The sequence below is a fragment of the Corynebacterium sp. CTNIH16 genome (genome assembly GCF_032821655.1).
GTDB classification, from domain to species: Bacteria; Actinomycetota; Actinomycetes; order Mycobacteriales; family Mycobacteriaceae; genus Corynebacterium; species Corynebacterium marquesiae.
Map to the genome: position 1 here is coordinate 1 of NZ_JAVBIG010000001.1, position 22,037 is coordinate 22,037.

20 protein-coding genes are annotated in these 22,037 nt (G+C 58.7%); 7 read left to right on the forward strand and 13 right to left on the reverse strand.

Translation table 11 applies throughout. The features are described from left to right. From RAE04_RS00005 to aspS, 13 genes are all read right to left on the reverse strand, one after another. Nucleotides 1-732, reverse strand: a 732-nt coding sequence (locus RAE04_RS00005; protein WP_317025999.1) for a Xaa-Pro peptidase family protein, incomplete at its 3' end; no start/stop codon positions are given. A 119-nt stretch (nucleotides 733-851) separates the two neighbouring features. Further along, nucleotides 852-1,280 (reverse strand): type II 3-dehydroquinate dehydratase, encoded by a 429-nt coding sequence (aroQ, locus tag RAE04_RS00010; RefSeq protein WP_317026000.1) that lies wholly within the window; start codon nucleotides 1,278-1,280, stop codon nucleotides 852-854. 2 nt (nucleotides 1,281-1,282) lie between these two features. Continuing rightward, the gene (aroB, locus tag RAE04_RS00015; RefSeq protein WP_317026001.1) at nucleotides 1,283-2,353 is read right to left on the reverse strand and encodes a 3-dehydroquinate synthase; all 1,071 of its coding nucleotides are present in this window, start codon (nucleotides 2,351-2,353) and stop codon (nucleotides 1,283-1,285) included. A gap of 65 nt (nucleotides 2,354-2,418) precedes the next feature. Further along, on the reverse strand, nucleotides 2,419-2,955 hold the full coding sequence (locus RAE04_RS00020) for a shikimate kinase (protein WP_317026002.1): 537 nt from the start codon (nucleotides 2,953-2,955) through the stop codon (nucleotides 2,419-2,421). Nucleotides 2,956-2,958: 3 nt separating this feature from the next. Beyond that, nucleotides 2,959-4,170 (reverse strand): chorismate synthase, encoded by a 1,212-nt coding sequence (gene aroC / locus RAE04_RS00025; protein ID WP_317026003.1) that lies wholly within the window; start codon nucleotides 4,168-4,170, stop codon nucleotides 2,959-2,961. 68 nt (nucleotides 4,171-4,238) lie between these two features. Beyond that, entirely contained in the window at nucleotides 4,239-4,631 is a 393-nt protein-coding gene (locus RAE04_RS00030; protein WP_317026004.1) for an A24 family peptidase, read from the reverse strand. A gap of 111 nt (nucleotides 4,632-4,742) precedes the next feature. Next, nucleotides 4,743-5,570: a shikimate dehydrogenase gene (locus tag RAE04_RS00035; RefSeq protein ID WP_317026005.1), complete on the reverse strand. Its 828-nt coding sequence runs from the start codon at nucleotides 5,568-5,570 to the stop codon at nucleotides 4,743-4,745. 31 nt (nucleotides 5,571-5,601) lie between these two features. Next, nucleotides 5,602-6,795 carry an endolytic transglycosylase MltG gene (mltG, locus tag RAE04_RS00040; protein ID WP_317026257.1) on the reverse strand — a complete coding sequence of 398 codons (1,194 nt, stop codon included), beginning with the start codon at nucleotides 6,793-6,795 and terminating at the stop codon, nucleotides 5,602-5,604. A 38-nt stretch (nucleotides 6,796-6,833) separates the two neighbouring features. After that, complete coding sequence (gene ruvX / locus RAE04_RS00045) at nucleotides 6,834-7,385, reverse strand: Holliday junction resolvase RuvX (RefSeq protein WP_317026006.1); 552 nt, start codon at nucleotides 7,383-7,385, stop codon at nucleotides 6,834-6,836. Nucleotides 7,386-7,395: 10 nt separating this feature from the next. After that, nucleotides 7,396-10,080: an alanine--tRNA ligase gene (alaS, locus tag RAE04_RS00050; RefSeq protein WP_317026007.1), complete on the reverse strand. Its 2,685-nt coding sequence runs from the start codon at nucleotides 10,078-10,080 to the stop codon at nucleotides 7,396-7,398. A gap of 101 nt (nucleotides 10,081-10,181) precedes the next feature. Beyond that, a complete protein-coding gene (locus RAE04_RS00055) occupies nucleotides 10,182-11,573 on the reverse strand; it encodes a replication-associated recombination protein A (RefSeq protein ID WP_408933098.1) in 1,392 nt (463 codons plus the stop codon). A gap of 43 nt (nucleotides 11,574-11,616) precedes the next feature. Then, nucleotides 11,617-12,831 carry a phosphotransferase gene (locus RAE04_RS00060; RefSeq protein ID WP_317026008.1) on the reverse strand — a complete coding sequence of 405 codons (1,215 nt, stop codon included), beginning with the start codon at nucleotides 12,829-12,831 and terminating at the stop codon, nucleotides 11,617-11,619. Between the two features lie 123 nt (nucleotides 12,832-12,954). Further along, nucleotides 12,955-14,787, reverse strand: coding sequence for an aspartate--tRNA ligase (aspS, locus tag RAE04_RS00065; RefSeq protein WP_317026009.1), 1,833 nt, complete (start codon nucleotides 14,785-14,787; stop codon nucleotides 12,955-12,957). 244 nt (nucleotides 14,788-15,031) lie between these two features. Between aspS and RAE04_RS00070 the strand changes: the two genes are divergently transcribed. The 7 genes from RAE04_RS00070 to RAE04_RS00100 all read left to right on the forward strand — a co-directional run bounded on the left by RAE04_RS00070 (nucleotide 15,032) and on the right by RAE04_RS00100 (nucleotide 22,035). Further along, complete coding sequence (locus tag RAE04_RS00070) at nucleotides 15,032-15,910, forward strand: neutral zinc metallopeptidase (protein WP_317026010.1); 879 nt, start codon at nucleotides 15,032-15,034, stop codon at nucleotides 15,908-15,910. Between the two features lie 240 nt (nucleotides 15,911-16,150). Continuing rightward, on the forward strand, nucleotides 16,151-17,737 hold the full coding sequence (locus tag RAE04_RS00075) for an anion permease (protein WP_317026259.1): 1,587 nt from the start codon (nucleotides 16,151-16,153) through the stop codon (nucleotides 17,735-17,737). Between the two features lie 144 nt (nucleotides 17,738-17,881). Beyond that, nucleotides 17,882-18,211 (forward strand): HepT-like ribonuclease domain-containing protein, encoded by a 330-nt coding sequence (locus tag RAE04_RS00080; RefSeq protein ID WP_317026011.1) that lies wholly within the window; start codon nucleotides 17,882-17,884, stop codon nucleotides 18,209-18,211. Beyond that, nucleotides 18,208-18,603 (forward strand): hypothetical protein, encoded by a 396-nt coding sequence (locus tag RAE04_RS00085; protein ID WP_317026012.1) that lies wholly within the window; start codon nucleotides 18,208-18,210, stop codon nucleotides 18,601-18,603. The genes RAE04_RS00080 and RAE04_RS00085 overlap by 4 nt, the downstream gene beginning before the upstream one ends. Nucleotides 18,604-18,679: 76 nt before the next feature. Then, nucleotides 18,680-19,792 carry an LLM class flavin-dependent oxidoreductase gene (locus RAE04_RS00090; protein WP_317026013.1) on the forward strand — a complete coding sequence of 371 codons (1,113 nt, stop codon included), beginning with the start codon at nucleotides 18,680-18,682 and terminating at the stop codon, nucleotides 19,790-19,792. A 2-nt stretch (nucleotides 19,793-19,794) separates the two neighbouring features. After that, complete coding sequence (locus RAE04_RS00095; RefSeq protein ID WP_317026014.1) at nucleotides 19,795-20,454, forward strand: FMN reductase; 660 nt, start codon at nucleotides 19,795-19,797, stop codon at nucleotides 20,452-20,454. A gap of 171 nt (nucleotides 20,455-20,625) precedes the next feature. Continuing rightward, on the forward strand, nucleotides 20,626-22,035 hold the full coding sequence (locus tag RAE04_RS00100) for an L-serine ammonia-lyase (protein ID WP_317026015.1): 1,410 nt from the start codon (nucleotides 20,626-20,628) through the stop codon (nucleotides 22,033-22,035). Nucleotides 22,036-22,037: the final 2 nt, after the last annotated feature.

A 22,037-nucleotide genomic window follows, 5' to 3' on the forward strand; every position in this document is an offset into this window, starting at 1 on the left:
GCCCACGACGTAGGTGCGGGTGCAATCGGAGTTGAACCCGCGCAGGTGCGCACCGAAATCGATGGTCACAAGGTCGCCGTCCTCGATGGTCCGGTCATCGGCACCATGGTGCGGCATTGCCGAATTCGGGCCAGAGGCGACGATGGTATCGAAGCTCACCCGCTCCGAGCCGAGCATGCGCATCCGGTATTCCAAATCGGCGGCCACCTGGCGCTCGGTGCGGCCGGCACGCAGCTCGCCTGCAGCAAGCAAGTCTTCCAGTGCCTGGTTAGCCAGGGCGGCAATTTCTTCCAACTTTTCTAGCTCAAGTTGGTCCTTGACCAAGCGGATATTTTCAATCACCCCAGTAACAGGGACCAAGGTGACCGACTCCGGAGCCGAGTCTTCAAGGTCCTTGAGCTCAGAGACCGTGAGATAGTCGGCTTCGAAGCCCACGCGGACCGGGCCGTCAACATCGGCAAACTGCTGGAGGAGCACCTTTCCTACCGCGCGGCCTTGGATAGCCTCCAGATCGGGAACCTCGCGGGCGATCTGCGTGGTGTACCGGCCGTCGGTAGCAACCTGCGCGGTAAGATCCTTGCGCAAAAGCAGCCCGCCATTCGAACCGGAGAACCCCGAAAGGTAGCGCACGTGCGTGAGGTGGGTTACCAGAACGGCATCTATGCGCTGGGCGGCTAGTTTCGCGGCAAGCTTGCGGCGCCGGTCGTTAAAGCGGGTATCTGCCAAAGCCATGATTTCATCCTTCTGGGTCGACTGCGGTGTAGAAAGTATCCACCCAGTATATCGACGCCGCCACCACAGTTGGGCCGCTTTATCTCTTCACGGCTTCTATCCAGCCCGTTCGTGGGTGCTTATTGGCACAGGTAATCCACTGCCGCCACGTAGCCAAAAACTCCCAACCCGGCGATGACGCCGCGGGCAATAGGGCTGAGATAAGAGTGATGGCGGAAGGGCTCGCGCGCATGCACATTAGAGATATGCACCTCAACGAATCCGGCTCCATCCGCGACCTCTGCCAAGGCGTCCCGCAGGGCCACTGAGGTATGGGTAAAACCGCCGGGGTTGATAATCACTGGGTGCCCCGCATCCGCAGCGGCATGTACTTTCTCAATCAGCTCGCCCTCATGGTTGGACTGGAAGCACTCTACTTCTGCCCCGTGCTCGGCGGCGCGAGAGGAGACCATATTCTCTACGTCCGCCAAGGTGGTGGAGCCGTAGACATCCGGCTGCCGCTTTCCCAAGCGGTTCAAGTTCGGGCCATTGAGTACAATAATCTTCATTTCTACTCCGAAATCGCGGCGTAGGCCGCCTCTAGCTCTTCCGTGCTGGGGCCTTCTAAGCGCGTGGTCTCGCCCACCCCAGTCAAAGCGACAAAGCGAATCTTGCCGTCGCGGTTCTTCTTATCGTGGGTCATTGCCTCATGCAGGTCTGCAAACTGGCCTGCTCTATATGACGTCGGCAGCCCAATGCTGTGCAGGATACGGCGGTGCTTTTCCACAAGTTCAGTGTCAATGAGGCCGCGCGCTTGCGACAGGTGGGCAATAAACATCATGCCGACCGCTACCGCGTTGCCATGGCGCCATTCGTAATGTTCATGGCGCTCCACAGCATGGCCAAAGGTATGGCCGTAGTTCAGCGTTTCACGCAGTCCCGATTCTTTGAGGTCCTCGCCTACCACCGCGGCCTTAACCGCAATAGAGCGCGCAATCAGTTCTGGAAGGAAGCCCTGCGGATCCAAACAAGCGGAAGGATCACTTTCATAGTGCTCAAGGATTACCGGGTCATGGATGAACCCAGTCTTGATGATCTCTGCCGAACCGGCCACGAGTTCTGCCGTGGGCAGGGTTTCAAGGCGTTCCAGATCCACAAATACAGAATCCGGCTCGTGGAAGGCTCCGACCAGATTTTTCCCGGCTGCCGTATTGATGCCGGTTTTGCCGCCGACGGCTGCGTCAACCATTGCCAAAAGCGTGGTAGGAACCTGGATGACCTTGATACCACGCATCCACCCGGCCGCGGCAGACCCCGCCAAATCGGTGGTGGCACCACCTCCCAGGCCGATGATGACGTCACGGCGGTTAAAGCCCTTCTCCCCCAGCTGATCCCATACTCCACCGATGACGCTGAGCTGCTTGGCGGCCTCGGCATCGGGGACATCGATAAGCGTAGGCGAAACTCCCTCCGCGGCAGCGAGTTCGGCTAGGTGCTCAGCCGCGGCACGCAGCGGCGGCTGGAAGACAATGCCCGCCTGGTTGGCACCAATCTCCACGCAGCGCCGTGCGATGTCCTGGTTTAAACCGGCGCCAATGCGAACTTCATAGGGCTGCGGTCCATTAACGGCAATCGTGGGCATGGGGTGGTCCTTTCCGTTCGCCGCCCAGCCGGTGTGGCGAGGAACAAGTGCTAGCGCAGGAGCTTTTAAAGGGTATCGAGAAAGCCGAGAATATCGCCGACTACCTGCTGCGGGGTCCGGGCATCGGTGCGTACCCGGTAATCGGCAACTTCCAGGTAATACTGGCGCCGCGCTTCCACGAGGCTGCGATAGTGCTCAAGGGGATCCTCAGCCGCAAGAACCGGCCGGTTACTATCGCCGGAGGTGCGCCGTACACCTTCTTCAGGGGAAATATCCAAGAAGATGACGGTATGGCGCTCCAGTAGTTCACGGGTGGAATCCGTGAGCACCGCCCCGCCGCCAAGGCTGACGACCCCAGACGTGCGCAGGGCAGCAGCGACGTGCTCAGCTTCGAGCGCGCGGAAGTCCGGTTCCCTGAGCTCGCCAAAGACTTCTCCACAAGGCTTTTGCTTTGCCTGTTCGATGAGGTGATCCGAATCCACCAATTCACAGCTCAAGGCATGAGAAAGGCGGCGGCCAATGGTGGATTTGCCCGCGCCCGGCGGGCCAACCAAAACAACGCGTGGACGGGGTTGCCCCGTGACAGCGGCTGGGGTGGTCATAACCTACTCCTGGTTAAAAGCAAGACGGTCCGAAACGTATTTATCATACGCAGCAATGGCCTGGAAAGTTTCTTCGAGGCTATCCCCGCCGAATTTTTCAAGCACAGCACGCGCAAGAACGAGGGCAACCATGGCTTCCGCCACCACCCCGGCCGCTGGAACGGCGCAAACGTCCGAACGCTGGTGGATCGCGGTAGCATCAGCGCCGGATTCCATATCAATCGTGCGCAGTGCCCGCGGAACGGTGGAAATCGGCTTCATCGCCGCACGCACACGCAATTGTTGCCCATTAGTCATGCCGCCTTCGAGGCCACCTGCACGGTTGGTGAGGCGGGATACGCCGTCTGCAGTTCGCACCATTTCATCGTGGGCAGCGGAGCCACGACGACGAGCCTCTGCAAAACCATCACCAACTTCCACGCCCTTGATAGCTTGAATCCCCATCAAAGCGCTGGCCAATTGTGCGTCCAAGCGGTCATCGCCGGAAATGTGTGAGCCCAACCCAATAGGCAGGCCATCCACCACGACCTCGACGATGCCGCCCAAGGTATCGCCCTGCTTCTTTGCAGTCTCGATTTCCGCGATCATGGAGGCTTCAGCCGCCTTATCGCAGGCGCGTACGGGCGAATCATCGATAGCTTCGATATCTGCGAAAGCTGGCGTGGGCCCCTCATAAGGCTCGGAAGCGCCAATAGAAATGACGTGGGAGAAAACCTCGACGCCGAGGGTTTCGCGCAGGAAATTGCGAGCAACGGTAGCGGCAGCCACACGCGCTGCAGTCTCACGGGCGGAAGAGCGCTCCAGAACCGGCCGCGCTTCACTGTGGCGGTATTTCACCATTCCGGCAAAATCCGCGTGTCCCGGACGCGGCCTAGTCAAGGCGGCACCACGCCCCGAGTTCATCGCCTTAATATTGTCTTCATCGTCCATATCCAACGGGTCAGGCGACATGATAGTGGTCCACTTCGGCCATTCCGTATTGCCAATCATGATGGCGATGGGGCTACCCAGGGTGAGCCCGTGGCGGACTCCTCCCAGCACGGTGGCCTCATCAGCCTCAAACTTCATACGGGCACCGCGGCCATAGCCCAGGCGGCGCCGGGAAAGCTGATGGGAAATATCGGCGCGGGTGATAGGAACCCCGGCGGGCATATGCTCCAGGATAGAAATGAGAGCCTGGCCGTGGGATTCACCTGCAGTAGTCCAACGAAGCATGCGGGTATTATCGCACGGCATGGCCAATCCAGTATGAACTTGGCACTGCAATATATTCTTCCACCCCCTCAAAGAGGGTGCGCACACACCACGACAACGGCCGCGGCAAGCAACATCGCGGGGCCATGCGGGCTTTTCTTCTGCCCAGTACACGCAGACCAAAAAAGCGTCAGCATAGACGCGCAGCCACTGGCCGCCACCACTCCCATAAAACCCGCCACATGCCCCACCAGCATTCCCAAGGGCAGGGCGAGTTTTATGTCCCCTCCGCCCACGCCTGCGTGGGCCAGCCCCAGAACGAGGTATATCCCCGGCCACCACAGTCCACTCCAGTTGGCAACGGTAAGCGACAGCGCTGCTGCCGGCAGCGTTAACCAATCTGGCAAACGGCGCTGCCGAACGTCCCACCAAGACAGCACTGCTGCCCAGGAACAATAGATAATTCCCCCGAAAATAAGCACGGGGCTCAGAGTAAGCCACGCTTAGAGGAAGCGCTGACCGCTTACTCATGCATGGCGAAATCTGCTGCGTTTCCCCCACGCGGTTGCGGCCCGCGCTTGCCGACGCCTCACCTAGTGCGTGTTCTCCGAGCGTCGCCGCAATTCCTCATTCAATGCGTCCAACATTTCTTCCCGCGGAGCGGCCACCCCTGTAAATTGCTCGAATTGGCTAAACGCTTGGTACGCGAGCATGACATGCCCGCCGATAGTTTTGTGCCCATTGGCCGCCGCACATGTAGTTAGCGGTGTGGGCCATGGATCATAGATGACATCCAGCACCGGTGCGTGAGCGATGTCAAAGACATAGCCTTCCAAGGCTGCAGCTGGAACGGTAGACACGATGACGTCGGCTGCGCGAGACAGCGCAGATAAGTCCCCGTCGAAGCCGGCAAAGGAAAGCTCCAGGCCTAATCCGTGCGCAAGCGGTAATAACTCGGTGCTACGGTCCGAACGGTTGAGAACCGTAACGTTAGCCGCTCCGCGCTCGGCAAGCGCCCACAACGCGGGGCGGGCGGTGCCCCCTGCACCGATCAGCAGCGCGTGGCGTACTGGCTCATCCCCCAGTAGTTCTGCGAGGGCACCGCGCACGCCCTCGGTGTCGGTATTGTCTGCAAACCAACCATCTGCCCTACGCACCAACGTATTAGCCGAACCAATCAGCTGTGCGCGGTCACTCACGGAATCTGCGAGGCGTAGGGCGGCGAATTTGCCCGGCATGGTGACGGAGAAACCGACGAAATCTAGATCCCTTTTCTCTACAAATTCCGGCAAACCCTCTGCTGTCGTTTCGAAGCGAGTGTATTCCCACCCTGCCAGCCCGGCTGCCTCGTAGCCAGCATTGTGGAGCACCGGAGACAAGGAGTGCTCGATGGGACTGCCCAAGACTGCCGCGCGTGGCATGATGATCTACCCCTTCATGGCTAGCGGGACTCTAAGGAGCCGGTTGATCGGCAGCAGCGTCGCCGTTGCCGGAACCAGCGCCTTCGCCCTCGCGCTTCGAATCGAGAACGCCGGAACGGATGGCATCATCCACACGACCCAAGTGTTCATCGTAGGTATCCGAGAAGACAGTGGTGCCTTCTTCGTCCACGGTGACGAAGAACTTCCAATTACCTTCAGCTGGCTTCTCCATTGCCTGAATAGCCTCATCGGATGGAGATGCAATCGGAGTGTCCGGCAGGCCTTCCTTCGCGTAGGTATTCCACGGGGTCTTCTCCCCACGGGCCTCATCGGTGGTGGCCAGCTCAACGTCTTCCAAGCCGTAGTTCACGGTGGAGTCAAACTCCAGGCGCATTGGCTCGTCCAAGCGGTTGAGGATAACGCGGGCAACCTTGTCGAACTCACCCGCTGGGGCCTCACGCTCCACCAAGGAAGCGGAAGTAAGCAGCTCATATGGGCTCAGCCCAATGGCCTTTGCGCGTTCTTCAATATTGGTTTCGTTGTAACGCTTGGTGGAGCGGGTGATGAGATCCTTGAGGATGTCCTTGGCCTCCATGTTGGGATCCAGGACGTACTGGCCTGGGGCAATGAGGCCCTCAATGCGCTTGGGGTCATTGCCGCGCTTATTAATAGCGTCCAAGGCCCACTCCGGTGCGCCCAGCTCGGCTGGGTCGGTTTCGGCGGCAACCTTTTCTAGGTCCTCCTTCTTCAGGCAGTTGCCATCGTTGCAGCTGACCTCAGAAATCAGGGAGTAAATGCCGTAGCGAACGTCTCCGCCCACAACCTTGACGTCCTCCAAGGTGGCACCACCTTGCACCTCGAGCATGTCCACGCGGTTATTCTCATCCAGCAATGCCTCGACCGCTGCGTCTGCGCTCATTTCTTCCTGCAGACGGTAGAAACCCGGCTGGATTTGGCTCGCACTGTGGTTCATCGACGCAGCAGAATCGAAAGCGTCTTTCGTCTTCACCACATTCTTTTCTACCAATGCAGGTCCGAGCTCGGACATGGACGAGCCTTCCGGCACCTCCACCAGCTGGGTGGTACCGTTGCCGGTTCCTTCATAATCGGCGGAGGTATTGCCGAGGCGGAATCCGATGTAGATAAGGGCGCCAAGGATAACGATGATGGACGCAATGACAACGGCAATGCCGCGCTGGCGGCGCTTGACGTATTTCGGCTCCATCGATCGGCCGAGGCGTTCTTGGTTACGGCTCACGTGTTTTAGTCTCCTGAGTCTGAAGGCTGGTCTATTGCATCATGGGAGCGTAGCGCGTTCGCGCGCCCATCTAACCAAGTCTGCAATATCTCCACCGCTGCTGCTTGGTCGATGACTTTACGGCCCTTCTTCTCGGACACGCCGGACGCGCGCAGCGCGGTGGTTGCTGCCACGGTAGTCAGACGCTCATCAGCCAAACGTATTGGTGGTGGAACTTTATCTATATTTGCATCTCGATTCAACCGACGGCGGATGCGAAACGCAATTTCTTTAGCATGTTTTACGCTTTTGGACCCATTTCCCTGCAAGTCCCGTGGCAACCCTACGATGACCTCAACTGCATCGTAGGAATCAATGAGTTCCAAGATGCGGTCAATATCGCCCTTATCGCGATCCTTGAACCCGGTTTCCCGGTGCACGGTCTCCACTGGAGTGGCAAGCGTTGCTTCCCTATTGGACACTGCCACGCCAATACGCACCGTACCGACATCGAGTGCGATCCGGCGGCCCTGCCCCGGGTCATCAACTCCGGGGGTATCTGGTTCCACTTTTGCCACGGTCGAACTCCTATAGGGACTCGAGCATGTCCTTGACGGCTGCAAAGCCGCGCTCAGCACCGGCTGCAGTAGAACCAGAGCCCTGAGCCATATCCGGCTTACCGCCGCCACGACCGTCGACGTACTGGCCAAACTGCTTCACAATGTCCCCGGACTTCACGCCGCGTCCAACGGCCTTGTCCGTAGCCGCCGCGATGAACGGGAACTTACCCTTATCCTCGGCACCCAAGACGATAACGGCTTCTTCCTCGCGCAGGCGGTTGCGCAGGTCCGTAGCAACGGTGCGCAGGTCCCCGCCAGTGGTGCCTTCCGGCAAGGTCAGCGCAATGACCTTGAATCCATTAATGTCCTTGGCTGCGCTGACGAACTCGGTGGCACGCGCAGCCAGCTGTTGCTTGCGCAGGGTTTCAATTTCCTTCTCCGCTGCCTTGAGCTTTTCAGACAGCTGCGCGATGCGATCCGGCAAATCCTCGGTCTGCACCTTGAGCTCGCGGGACACGCCTTCTACCAAGGCAGTTTCCTTGGAGTAGTAACGGAAGGCATCCAAACCAGAGTAGGCCTCGATGCGGCGAGCACCAGAGCCAACGGAGGACTCACCCAGCACGGACACCGGTCCGATTTCAGCGGAGGAACCAACGTGGGTTCCGCCGCAGAGCTCGATGGAGAACGGTCCGCCGATTTCTACTACCCGGACTTCCTTGCCGTAGTTCTCACCGAATAGTGCCATAGCTCCCATGGCCTTGGCCTCCTCCAGGGAGGTCTCAATGGTGTTAACCGCAAAGTTGGAGTCGATTGCCTGGTTGGTAATCAAAGCAATCTCCTCCAGCTGTGCCTGGCTGAGCTGCTCGGAGTAGTTGAAGTCAAAGCGCAGGTAGCCCGGGCGGTTCATGGAGCCGGCCTGGACGGCGGTGGGGCCAAGCACCTGGCGCAGTGCGGCGTGAATGAGGTGCGTAGCAGAGTGTGCCTGGGTAGCACCGTGGCGCCACTGCTCGTCGACGGCCGCTTCAACGGACATACCCAAGTCAAGGCCGCCAGCGGTAACCGTGGCCTTGTGTACCCACAGCTTCTTGCCAATCTTTTGAACGTCGTTGACCTCTAGCAAAGACTCACCGGCCATAATGCGGCCGCGGTCTGCCATCTGGCCGCCTGCTTCGGCGTACAGCGGGGTGTGGTCCAAGATGACCTCAACCTGCTCGCCCTCGTGCACCTGGTCGACCTTTTCGCCGCCGCGGACGAGGCCGATCACGCGGGCGTTGGAAGTAAGCTCCTCAAAGCCGGTGAAGACGGTGGGATTATTGTCTACCCAGTCGCGGTAGAGGGAAAGGTCGGTGTGGCCGTGCTTCTTGGCCTGGTTATCGGCCTTGGCGCGGCGGCGCTGCTCGCCCATGGCGTCGTTAAAGCCATCCATGTCGACCTCAAGGCCGGCTTCCTGGGCCATCTCCAAGGTCAAGTCGATGGGGAAACCGTAGGTATCGTGCAGTTCAAAGGCCTTCTCGCCCGGCAGCACCTTTGCGGTCTTCGCGCGGGAAGTGGACTTGAGCTCCTGGACGGCATCATCGAAGAGGCGCGTGCCGGACTCGAGGGTCTTCAGGAAGGCCTTTTCCTCATTCACGGCAACGCGCAGGATGCGCTCGCGGTTGTCCGCAATCTCCGGGTAAGACGGGGTCATGGTGTCCATGACCGTATTCATGAAGCGTTCCATAGTCGCGCCCTTAGCGCCCAGCAGCTTGGCGGAACGGATAATGCGACGCAGCAGGCGGCGCAGGATGTACCCGCGGCCCTCATTGCCCGGGGTCACGCCATCCAGGATGAGCATCATGCCGGTACGGGAGTGGTCAGCTACCACGCGGAAGCGGATGTTGTCTTCGTGGGATGCCTTATCGCCATAAGTGGCACCGGTAAGCTCTTCAGCTACGTCAATAACTGGGCGCAGCAGGTCCGTTTCATAGACATTGTCTACGTCCTGCAAGATGCAGGCCACGCGCTCGATGCCCAGGCCGGTATCGATGTTCTTCTTGGGCAGCTCGCCGACGATCTCAAAGTTGCCCTTGCCAATGCCCTCGCCGCGCTCATTTTGCATGAAGACCAAGTTCCAGATCTCCATGTAACGGTTGTCATCGGCAATCGGGCCGCCGTCCTTGCCGTACTCCGGACCGCGGTCATAATAAATCTCGGAGCACGGGCCACAGGGCCCAGGGATGCCCATGGACCAGTAGTTGTCTTCCATGCCGAGGCGCTGAATGCGCTCTTCTGGAACACCGATCTTGTCGCGCCAAATCTCGGCGGCCTCATCATCATCCAGGTAAACCGTGACCCACAAACGCTCTGGGTCTAGGCCAAAGCCTCCCTCATCAACGGAGCCGGTAAGCAAGGTCCACGCATTGGTGATGGCGCCTTCCTTGAAGTACTGGCCAAAGGAGAAGTTGCCGGCCATCTGGAAGAAGGTGTTGTGGCGGGTGGTAATACCCACCTCATCAATGTCTAAGGTACGTACGCACTTTTGGATGGAAGTGGCAAGGCCCTTGGCAAAGGGCGGGTTCTGCTGGCCCAAGAAATAGGGCTTAAACGGAACCATGCCGGCATTAACGAAAAGCAGGTTAGGGTCATCCAGGATCAGCGAGGCGCTTGGTACTGCCTCGTGACCAGAATTGACGAAGTGCTGGGTAAACCGTTCCCGGATCTCATGAGTCTTCACGAGCAACAATCCTAACTGTCTGAGCTTTCATCTTCTATCAAGAAGTTTCTAACCCGCCCAACTCTACCCTTCGCTGCACAGCGATTTCCCATCGGTGGGGATCAGCGAGGCCGGCGAGCGTTTTTGCCTGGGCCGCGCTTGCCACGAATAATGCTGCGCAAGCGGCCAATATAGTCATAAACTCGCTTCTCAGCCCCGTGATCGGTGGGTTCATAGTAAACCGAACCCTCCAGCTCATCGGGCAGGTACTGCTGCTCCACTACGCCGCGGGGATCATCGTGGGGATAGACATAGCCCACGGCATTTCCCATCCGCTTGGCACCCTCATAGTGCCCATCGCGCAGATGCGGTGGCACGTGGCCCACCTTGCCAGCGGCTACATCGGTTTGCGCTTGCGTGATGGCAGAAATGACCGAGGGCGATTTTGGCGCGGTGGCCAGGTGGATGGTGGCTTGCGCGAGCGGGATTCGGGCTTCTGGCATGCCAATGAGCTGAGCGGCCTCGGCCGCCGCCACGGCCACCTGGAGCGCGGTTGGATCAGCCATGCCGATGTCCTCAGAGGCGTGCACAATGAGCCGCCGGGCAATAAAGCGCGGGTCCTCCCCGGCCTCTACCATGCGGGCGAGATAATGCAGCGCGGCATCCACGTCGGAGCCGCGGATGGACTTAATAAAGGCAGAAACCACGTCATAGTGTTGGTCGCCGTCGCGGTCGTAGCGCACCACTGCCTTATTGACATTGTCCGTGACCGTTTGTGGGGTAATTTCCCCGCCAGCGTCAACTGCTTCGGCCGCGGCCTCAAGATAGGTCAGCGTGCGCCGCGCATCGCCGCCGGCGAGGAGTACCAACTGGTCCAAGGCTTCATCGGTAATTCGAATGTTGCGCTCACCTAGGCCACGGTCGCTTTCGAGCGCACGCTTAGCGACGCCTCTCAGGTCATCATCGCTTAGCGAATGCAATTGCAACAGCAGCGAACGCGACAAAAGCGGCGCGACGACGGAGAAGGAAGGGTTTTCCGTAGTTGCCGCTACGAGCAATACCGTGCGATTTTCCACGGCTGCGAGGAGTGCGTCCTGCTGGGTTTTGGAAAAGCGGTGCACCTCATCAATAAAGAGCACGGTCCGCCGGCCTTGAATGAGCTCTTGCCGGGCGTGGGTGATGACCTCGCGGACCTGCTTGACGCCCGAATCGAGGGCGGAGAGGCCCACGAAGTTCTGCCCCATTTGGCTGGCAATGAGCGAGGCAATGGTGGTCTTGCCGGTGCCCGGCGGCCCGTACAAGATGACGGAGGCCTCGCCTGAGCCTTCCACGAGGCGACGCAATGGCTTTCCGGGGGCCAAGAGATGGTCTTGCCCGACCACTTCATCTAGGTTTTGGGGACGCATGCGCGCCGCCAGTGGGGACCCGGCGTGGGTGGCGAAAAGGTTCTTCCCGGGCAGCGGCGACGCGCTGTGGTCCGAAGTGGGCCCGCCAAATAATGAGTCTTGAGACACTGGAAAGCTACCTCCTATAAGGGTGCGGGCACACCGTGATTGTCTATTCGTCATCCAAGCGGCGCGCAATGGTGCTGCCAAATTCTGCGATGGGTGCACAAGCGGGGCCATCGCAGCGCGCGGCATACCGGGATAGCGCCTCAAAGGTTTCATAGAGGTCGCGGCGCACGAGCAATTCATCTTCCGTAAACGGGCCGTGGTCGGCCGGACGCAAAATGGAGCGCTGCGGATCATGGACGACCTCGGCTTCTCCCCTGGCTAGGGCAACCAGGCCTTCGATGCCGCCGGCGTGCATCGTGGTCACGCTCGATAGCGCCCAGCCAATGAGCGACGCCACGATAAGGCCGTGGATTTCTTCCGCATTAGAAAATAGCGGCCACACCTCAGATACGGCACGACACCAAGCAGAGATGAAGATATCTGCCTCTTCGTCCGTGATCGGCTTGGAGAACAGGAACTGTGGGAAGCCGGCGATAACGCAGGCTACGTCGAAGCCAACATTGCGGAATCCTGCCCATTCATAGTCCAAGAAGTGCAGGCGATGAGACACAATAATGTTATCCGGCGAAAGGTCGAAGGGAGTAAATGCCCGGTCCTTGCCGGATGCCAGAGATCGAGCGGCTTGCCCCGCTAGCTCCCGGAAGCTGACGGGTGCCTCAAGCCCGGCTTTATCCAGCAAGTCGAGACCGATGCCAATGGAGCGCTCCAGCGCCTCATCGCGCACGGACTGGTGCGGAGCCAAGTCCGGATTCTTGCGCAGCATCCTATTCAGTAGGGTTTCATAATCTTGCTCGTGGCCCGCGGTTCCAGCGTGCATGTGCCCCAACGCACTGCCTAGCGAGCGCAATACCCGCACGCGGCCATCATCGGTGGACTGTACAAGGACGTCGGCAAGCGTTTCGCCCTCACCCAAGTCCGTCAACACAATAATGCGCTGCTCCAGATCGTGGGCAAGAAGCACGGGGCCGGGACGCACGTCCTCAGATAACGCGGTGGTGAACTGATAAGCCACAACCTCGCGCAGCATCGCAGCATCATCGACACCATAACCGGTAACCGGGTTGTACTTAATAACTACCGAGCGGTGCGGCAGGAAGGCTCCGGGGGCGATCCTAGCGCGCAAGACCATTGCATTGCCGGAACCGTCCAAGCGCTCCACGCTCGACATCTCCGGGGTACCACCAAAACGGCGCGACAACATCTCCGAGGCGGCCTTGATGACATCCTCGGGTGATAGCACAGCTTCGTTATCAACCATAGTTCTATCCAGTATGCCCCCTCACACCAAAGCGGGGTCACAAGTTCGCCCGCAGCGAAATTGCCGCGGCCAACGATGTGCCCCGCACGGTGCGCCTGAAAGGCCGAGGATTAAGCTACCCGCTTACTTCTCCTCAGCAGTCTCGGCCGTAGTGGAGCCGGCCTTGTCCTGTTCCTTCTTCTTTTCCGGCTTGTAGTCTACGCCGGTCTCCTTACGCTGTGCGGCAGGGATAGCCGCCGGGGCGTCGGTAAGCGGATCCACGCCGCCTCCGGACTTCGGGAACGCAATGACGTCGCGGATGGAGTCGAAGCCGCCCAGCAGGGAGACGATGCGGTCCCAGCCGAAGGCAATGCCGCCGTGTGGTGGGGCGCCGTACTGGAAAGCATCGAGCAGGAAGCCGAACTTCTCCTGAGCCTCCTCATCACCGATTCCCATGACGTCGAAGACGCGCTTCTGCACGTCCGGCTGGTGGATACGGATGGAGCCGCCGCCAATCTCGTTGCCGTTGCAGACAATGTCATAGGCGTACGCCAGCGCCTCGCCCGGGTTCTGGTCAAAGTTGTCCAGGTACTCCGGCTTCGGGGAGGTAAAGGCGTGGTGAACCGCGGTCCACTTAGAGTGGCCCAAAGCGACGTCGCCGGAAGCAGTCGCATCAGCGGAAGGTTCAAAAAGCGGAGCGTCTACAACCCAGGTAAAGGCCCAGTCGCCTTCCTTGATAAGGTCCAGCTTCTTTGCAATCTCGCCACGTGCAGCGCCCAACAGGGCGCGGGAAGACTTGGTGTCACCGGCGGCAAAGAAGATGGCGTCGCCCGGCTTAGCGCCGACGTGCTCTGCAATGCCCTCGCGCTCGGCGTCGGTAATGTTCTTAGCCACCGGACCGCCCAAGGTGCCGTCCTCGCCCACGGTGATGTAGGCCAGACCCTTGGCGCCACGCTGCTTCGCCCAATCCTGCCAAGCATCGAACTGACGGCGCGGCTGGGAGGCGCCGCCTTCCATAACCACGGCGCCGACGTATTCGTTCTGGAAGACGCGGAAGGTGGTGTCCTTGAAGAACTCGGTGCACTCCACAATCTTGATGTCAAAGCGCAGGTCCGGTTTATCGGAACCGTAGTACTTCATCGCATCGGCGTAGGTCATGCGCGGGATCGGAGTCTTGATCTCGTAGCCGATGAGCTTCCACAGCTCGGTGACGATCTCTTCCGCCAAGGCGATGACATCGTCCTGGTCTACGAAGGACATCTCCACGTCCAGCTGGGTAAACTCCGGCTGGCGGTCAGCGCGGAAGTCCTCATCACGGTAGCAACGCGCGATCTGGTAATAGCGCTCCATGCCGGAGACCATGAGCAGCTGCTTGAAAAGCTGCGGGGACTGCGGCAGTGCATACCAGGTGCCTGGCTTCAAACGTGCTGGAACCAGGAAGTCGCGTGCGCCCTCCGGGGTGGAACGAGTCAGGGTTGGAGTCTCGATCTCGGCAAAGTCATGCGAATCCAGTACCTTGCGGGCCGCGCGGTTGGCAGCAGAACGAAGCCGCAGCGCCTGTGCCTGGCGCTCGCGGCGCAGGTCCAGGTAGCGGTACTTCAGACGAGTCTCCTCGCCTACCTCACCTGAGGTGGAAGGATCATCAATCTGGAATGGCAGCGCTGCGGACTTATTCAGAACCTCAAGATCCGCGACGTTGACCTCAATCTCACCGGACGGCAGGTTGGGGTTTTCCGAGCCTTCTGGGCGAGGCTCCACGGTACCAGTGACCTTAACGCAGTATTCGGAACGCAGGTCGTGGGCGCGCTCCGCCACGTCAGATTCACGGAAGACAACCTGAGCGATGCCGGACCGATCGCGCAGATCAATGAAGATCACACCACCGTGATCGCGGCGGCGGGAGACCCAACCGGTTAGGGTGACGGACTCTCCTGCGAGTTCTTTGCGGAGTTCACCAGCTAAGTGGGTACGCAGCACTGTTGTTCAATCCCTTCTGAAAATTGTGTCACTTGCGGGTCCTGCCACGCGTAAACAGCGCGCGCCGAACCAAGCACAAGACTAGGAACGCGCACAATTCTACATCCCTACCGGTACGCGGAGCGCAGTAAGGTAGGCGCAAGCTAACCTCTAAGGCCGCAGAAGAGCCACCGTTTCCCTGCTTCAGTCTCTTTCCAGCAAGCTTCATCCTGTGTATGAGGAGGCCATGTGGCACTATTTAGGCATGACTTTTAGATCAGGTGCCGATTTCGGTGGCAAAGAAGCGCGTTCGGGTGGGGGCGGTGGTGGCATCGCCATTGGCGGTGGCGTCGGCTCAATTGTTCTAGTAGGCCTTTTCCTCCTTATGGGCGGCAATCCCTCAGACTTGGGATCGATTCTGGGCAGCGAGCAGACCCAATCCGACGGTGCTGCACAGGGTGAAAGCCCCGAATGCGAAACTGCAGAAGATGGAAACACCAAAGATGATTGCCTCGTAGAGTTCACCGGGCGCAGCGTGGATAACGTCTGGTCCAAGGTCTTGCCGGAACAGGCAGATATCCAATACACCGAACCGGAGCGCGTAGTCTTCCACGGCAGCGTTAATACCGGCTGTGGCGCCGCGTCTTCATCTACTGGCCCCTTCTACTGCCCGCGCGATGAGTCCGCCTATTTCGACACCGCGTTCTTTGATTCCCTGCGCAACTTCGGCGCGGAAAATGCCCCTTTGGCCCGCATGTACATCGTGGCGCACGAGTTCGGCCACCACATTCAAAACCTTGAAGGCACCCTCGGCCTGTCGGACTATAACGACCCAGGCGCCGATTCCAACGCGGTAAAGATCGAGCTACAGGCTGACTGCTACGCAGGCCTGTGGGCTTCCTATGCCGATAAGGGTGATAACCCCTTGCTTGAGCCAATCACCAAAGAACAGGTCTCGGACGCCGTAGCGGCCGCCCAGGCGGTGGGCGATGACAATATCCAGCGCCGCTCCGGCGGCCAGGTAGAGCCTGATTCCTGGACGCATGGTTCTTCCGAACAGCGTGAAAAGGCATTCCTCGCCGGATATAACTCTGGCAAAATGTCCCAATGCGACACCCTTGAGCGCGGCGCCTACCGCGGCTAATACTCACAACGTGGCCGTCACCGAGAGCGGCGGCCACTATGTTCGCGAATAGCCACAATGCTTTCACGAACTCCACATCTTGAGTTCACTTTCCCGAAACCTAGGGGCTTTAGTCTGAGCGTGCATTCTCTACATAAGAATTTCTTTTGAGAATCCTATACGCCTCGCTGAGAAGCGCGGGCATACCTCTTGTGCACGCTTTCCCGAAAGGTTCCACCTGTGTCTACCCCTACCACCCACATGACGGACATTGAGGCCGTCAACGGCAAGGGCAACGACTGGATTTGGCACGCCATCTTTGGCGGCCTTACCGCCCTTACCCTCATCGGCTTTATGGTCTGGGGCCACGACTACGTCGACGGCTCTAAGCCCATTCTCCTTGGCACCGCCATTCTCTTCGCCCTTTTCATGGCCTTCAATATTGGCGGCAATGACGTCGCCAATTCCTTCGGTACCTCCGTAGGCGCCGGAACGCTGTCTATGAAGCAGGCCCTCGTTGTCGCCGCCATCTTTGAGGTCTCCGGCGCCATCCTCGCCGGCGGCGAAGTTACCGATACCGTGCGCTCTGGCATCGTCGACCTTGACGCCATTGATGGGCTAGACCCCATGGAGTTTGTCTACATCATGATGGCGTCCCTCTTGGGTGCGGCCATCTGGCTCCTTGTTGCCACCCGTATGGGGTGGCCAGTATCTACCACCCACTCCATCGTCGGCGGCATCGTCGGCGGTGCGCTAGCGGTCGGCTTTGTCACCGGCAAGGGCAGCTGGAACATGGTGCAGTGGGGCGAGATTGGCACCATTGCCATCTCGTGGGTGCTCTCCCCTGTCCTCGGCGGTCTCGCCGCGTTTATCCTGTTCAAATGGATTAAGACCTCAATCTTGGTCTACAACGAGGAAGCGGACCAAAAACTGCGCGAAATCAAGACCCGTCGCGCGGAGCTGCGCCAAGAGCACAAGACTCGCTTTGCTCGCCTCAATGAGATCCAGCAGATTAGCTACACCAACGCCATGGCCCGGGACGCCGCCTTGGTGGCGGAAGAAGACTTCGATCCGGATCAGCTGGAATCTGAGTACTACCGCGATCTGTATAACCTCAACAAGGACATGGATGATGTCAAGGCTCACCGCGCCCTGGAGAGCTGGGTACCGGTACTAGCCGCCATCGGTGCCATCATCATTTCCGCCATGGTGATGTTCAAGGGTCTCAAGCACACCGGACTCGATTTCAGCGTTCTTCAAAACCTCCTGGTCATGGGCATGGTCGGCGCTGTGGTGTGGATGGCCGTCTTCATTTTCGCCCGCTCCCTGAAAAAGAAGTCGCTGGCTAAATCCACCTTCCTTCTCTTTTCTTGGATGCAGGTCTTTACCGCCTCCGCTTTCGCCTTCTCCCACGGTTCCAACGACATTGCCAATGCCATTGGCCCCTTCGCTGCGGTTATTGACGTCCTCAAGACCGGCCAAGTAAACGATGAGGCTGCCGTGCCGGTTGCCGTCATGATTGCCATGGGCGTTGCCCTGATTTCTGGCTTGTGGTTCATCGGCCGCTTCGTGATTCAGACCGTGGGCTCGGGCCTAACCCAAATGCACCCCTCCTCCGGCTTCGCTGCTGAGCTTGCCGCCGCCGCTGTAGTGATGGGTTCATCGATCTTGGGCCTTCCGGTTTCTTCCACCCACATCCTCATCGGCGCCGTGTTGGGCGTGGGCATTGTCAACAAAGCAGCAAATTGGAACCTGATGAAGCCTATCGCCTTGGCGTGGGTTATTACGCTCCCAGCCGCCGCAGTCATCGCCGCCATTACCGTGTCTGTACTGCGCGTAGTCTTCTAACGGCAGTCCCTCTCGGTTCAGCCTCGGCAAGCTCACCACATCCGCTAGTCTCACCGACCATTGCGCCGGGGCTAGCGGATTTTCCATTGGGTGGCTCGGACAAACACCCTGCTTGGCGACGCCCTCTTCTCTACACTGGCCCATATGACCGCGCACCGAGCTACTGCATTCCTGGCTGCATTCAACGACATAGAACAACACTTGCGCTCAGCTCTCAACGCTGAGAACTCAGATTCTTTCTGGTGGATCGTAGACAAGGCACGAGACAAGCACGTGCTTTCCAGTAAGCAAGCCGAAGCGCTCAAAGATTTTTCTAACCTACGCAATGCCATTGCCCACGGTCGCTACTACAAATCAGAGCCCATTGCAGAACCGAACGAGGCCGTGGTTAAGCAGATTTCCGCTCTCCGAGACATAGTGGTTTCCCGCCCGACACCCTCCGCGTCTTGCAGCCACAAAAGGTATTCACCTTGACGTCTGCCACATCAATCATGGAGGCATTTAACGTCATAAAGGATAAGGACTTCTCCCAAATCCCTATCTACGATGAAGGTCGCTTCACCGCTTTGTTAACCACCAACACTATTGCGCGATGGGTAGCAAGAGACCTCAGCGATAATCACATGCTCGATGCCACGGACATCGCAGACATTGTGGAATACAAAGAACCCAGTGATCGCGCTATCTTTCTTGCCCGCGCAGTAAGCGTGCAAGAGACGGTGGATGCTCTTTCAGAAACCGATAGTCAAGGGCACCGCCCTTGCGCAGCGGTCATCACAGAACACGGCAAAGTCAATGAGAGACCCCTGCGCCTCGTTGCACCGGCCGATCTACCAGCTCTTTTTGATGCCCTAGAATGGGAATAATTCTCCCGCAGCCGGCTTCTCTTGCAGCCGGCACTGCGTCTATCTTCACTCCTGTGCACCGCATAGAAAGGCAACCATGCAATTCGGCATCTTCACTATCGGGGATCTCACTACTGACCCCATCTCAGGAAAGACACCCACTGAGGCTGAGCGCATCCGCAATCTAACGGAAATTGCACTCAAAGCCGAAGAGGTTGGCCTTGACGTCTTTGCCACCGGTGAGCACCACAACCCACCCTTCGTACCGTCCTCTCCTACAACGCACCTGGCTTATATCGCCGCGCAGACGGAGCGCTTGCATCTATCTACTGCCACCACGCTGATTACTACCAATGACCCGGTAAAGATCGCGGAGGACTACGCCTTTCTGCAGCACCTTGCTAACGGCCGCGTAGACCTCATGCTCGGCCGCGGAAATACCGGCCCAGTCTATCCCTGGTTTGGCAAAGACATCCAGCAGGGCATTCCTTTGGCTATTGAGAACTATCACCTGCTGCGCAGGCTCTGGCGTGAGCCGGTTGTTAACTGGCAAGGAAAGTTCCGCGCGGGACTAGAGGGGTTTACCGCTACTCCGGCACCGCTGGATGGAATTCCGCCGTTTGTCTGGCACGGCTCTATTCGTTCACCGCAAATCGCTGAACAAGCGGCATACTACGGCGATGGCTTCTTCCACAACAATATCTTCTGGAATAAGGAGCACACCGCTCAGTTGGTGGATCTCTACCGCCGTCGCTTTGCAAACTATGGCCATGGTCAAGCGGACCAAGCAATCGTCGGACTTGGCGGCCAAGTCTTCATTGGCGAAACCGAACAAGAAGCTAAAGACTTCTTCCGCCCCTACTTCGACAACGCCCCAGTCTATGGCCACGGACCAAGCCTTGAGGACTACACGGCGCAGACTCCATTGACCGTTGGCACCGTGGAACAGGTAATTGAAAAGACCCTCAGCTTCGCTGACTGGGCCGGTGACTACCAACGCCAGCTATTCCTCATCGATCACGCCGGACTGCCCCAAGAAGTAGTTCTCCAGCAGATAGAAATCCTGGGTACACAAGTAGTCCCCGAGCTGCGACGCCGCTTTGAGCAGCGCCGTCCGAGCCACGTACCTTCTGACCCACCGACGCACGCAAGCTTGCTCTCTGTGCCTAATCCTTCGCACCTTCAGGTCAGCCCAGGAAAGGAGAACTAGTTATGCGCTCCCTACTCGTTATCTCAGCTGGCCTTTCGCAGCCGTCTTCTTCTCGCAGGTTGGCAGACATGCTCGCAGAAGCCACGCGCGCCAAAATCTCTGCGCGCGGTGAAGGAGCCCAAATCGATGTCATTGAGGTTCGCGATCTCGCTTTCGAATTAGCTACCGCCATGACCGATCAGACTGCGCAAACGCCCCTTTTGGCTCGAGCCAAGCAGCAAGTTGCCGATGCCGATGGCCTGATCACCGTCACCCCTGTGTTCCAAGGCAGCTATTCGGGCCTTTTCAAGATGTTCTTTGACACCTTGGAGCCCCATGCCCTCGACAACCTACCCACCATCATCGCAGCTACGGCTGGTTCTTCACGCCATGCCCTCATTTTGGACTACGCGCTGCGCCCGCTATTTAATCAGCTCCACGCAAACGTCGTGCCGACGGGCGTGTTTCAGGCCACAGAAGATCTAGGAACTCCGGAAGGAGAGCGCATTGCTGCCCGCATTGAGCGCTCTGCCATCCAGCTGGCTGACCAGATAGTTGCCCCGCAGGACAGAGTGCCCGGAATTGCCGGCGATCTCACCGGGCTGGGAGGCCGCTCCACCGTCCGGCTAGCAAAGGAGAACTTCATCCCCCTTGACAAGCTCCTGAATGGGTACGGCAAATAAGCCACAACGCTAGCAGTGCTACGCATAGACGGCGATTGATAGAAGGTGTGACTTTCGCTACTCTGGTCACATAAAATCTGCCTCTACCCTTTGGGTCCAGCTTCGACCGCAATAGCGGCACAGCAAGCACCCGATAGCTATCCCTTCAGAAAGGTTCGGCACAGCTTAACTATGACAATTAGCGTCACGGACATCTTCTCCATCGGCATTGGCCCTTCCTCTTCGCACACCGTTGGACCCATGCGCGCAGCTAAGCAATTCCTCGATTCCTTAGAGAAGCACCCAGCTAAGGTCTATACGGAATTGCGCGGCTCGCTTTCCGCCACTGGCCGTGGCCACGCTTCCGATCGCGCCGTCATCCTTGGGCTCGCCGGCTGGGATCCGCTGAGCGTGCCTATCGACGCCGAACCTCACGCGGGCGGCTTTATCCCTAGCGAGGGAACCATTTCTGGTCCCCGGGGCACGGTGGACTATGAAATCGTCTTTGATAACGAACCGCTGCCCCAGCACCCGAATGGCATGATTTTTAGCGCCTGGGATGACAGCGGCAACCTCCTCGCAGAGAAGGAAGAGTACTTCTCTGTCGGCGGCGGCTTTATTCTCTCCCGCACCGAGCTCGATGCGGAAGTCGCCGAAAGCAATGAGGTTCCTGCCGGCGTAGCCGCCGCCCATGTAGAAGACTCCATTCCCTATAAGTTCACCACGGGCGAAGAATTGCTCAACCTCTGCGAGGCTCATGACAAAGCAATTTGGGAGCTCGTCCTCGCCAACGAGGAGGCCTTGCACCGCGATGAAGGCGGAGCGGAATACGTTCTGCGCCACCTTGATTTGGTCTGGGACATCATGCGTGAATGTGTGACTGAGGGTATTTCCACCAAGGGCCTTCTTCCAGGTGGCCTGCGTGTGGCACGCCGTGCCCCGAAGATGTATGCCCAGTTGCTAGAAAACCAAGACGATACCAGCTGCGGTTTCTCCGCCATGGAGTGGGTTAACCTGTACGCCTTGGCGGTTAATGAGCAAAACGCTGCCGGTGGCCGCGTCATTACTGCACCTACCAACGGCGCGTGCGGCATCATTCCAGCGGTACTGCATTATGCGCGCGATTTCCGCGCAGACTTCACCCGTTCCACTGCCCGTCGGTACCTCTTGACCGCCGGTGCCATTGGCATGATTATCAAGGAAAATGCGTCCATCTCCGGAGCCGAGGTTGGCTGCCAAGGCGAGGTGGGTTCCGCCTCTGCTATGGCCGCCGCAGGCATGGCTGAGCTACTGGAGGCAGCCCCAGCGCAAGTGGAAAACGCCGCGGAGATTGCTTTGGAGCATAATTTGGGACTTACCTGCGACCCAGTCGGCGGATTGGTGCAGATTCCGTGCATCGAACGCAATGCCATCGGCGCGGTAAAGTCCATCAACGCCGCGCGTATGGCCAAAATGGGCGAAGGCACTCACCACGTGACCTTAGATAATGCAGTACAAACCATGGCTGAAACCGGCCGCGATATGCTCTCTAAGTACAAGGAGACCTCCCTGGGCGGATTGGCCAAGACCATGGGCTTTAGCGTTTCGCAGGTGGAGTGCTAAAA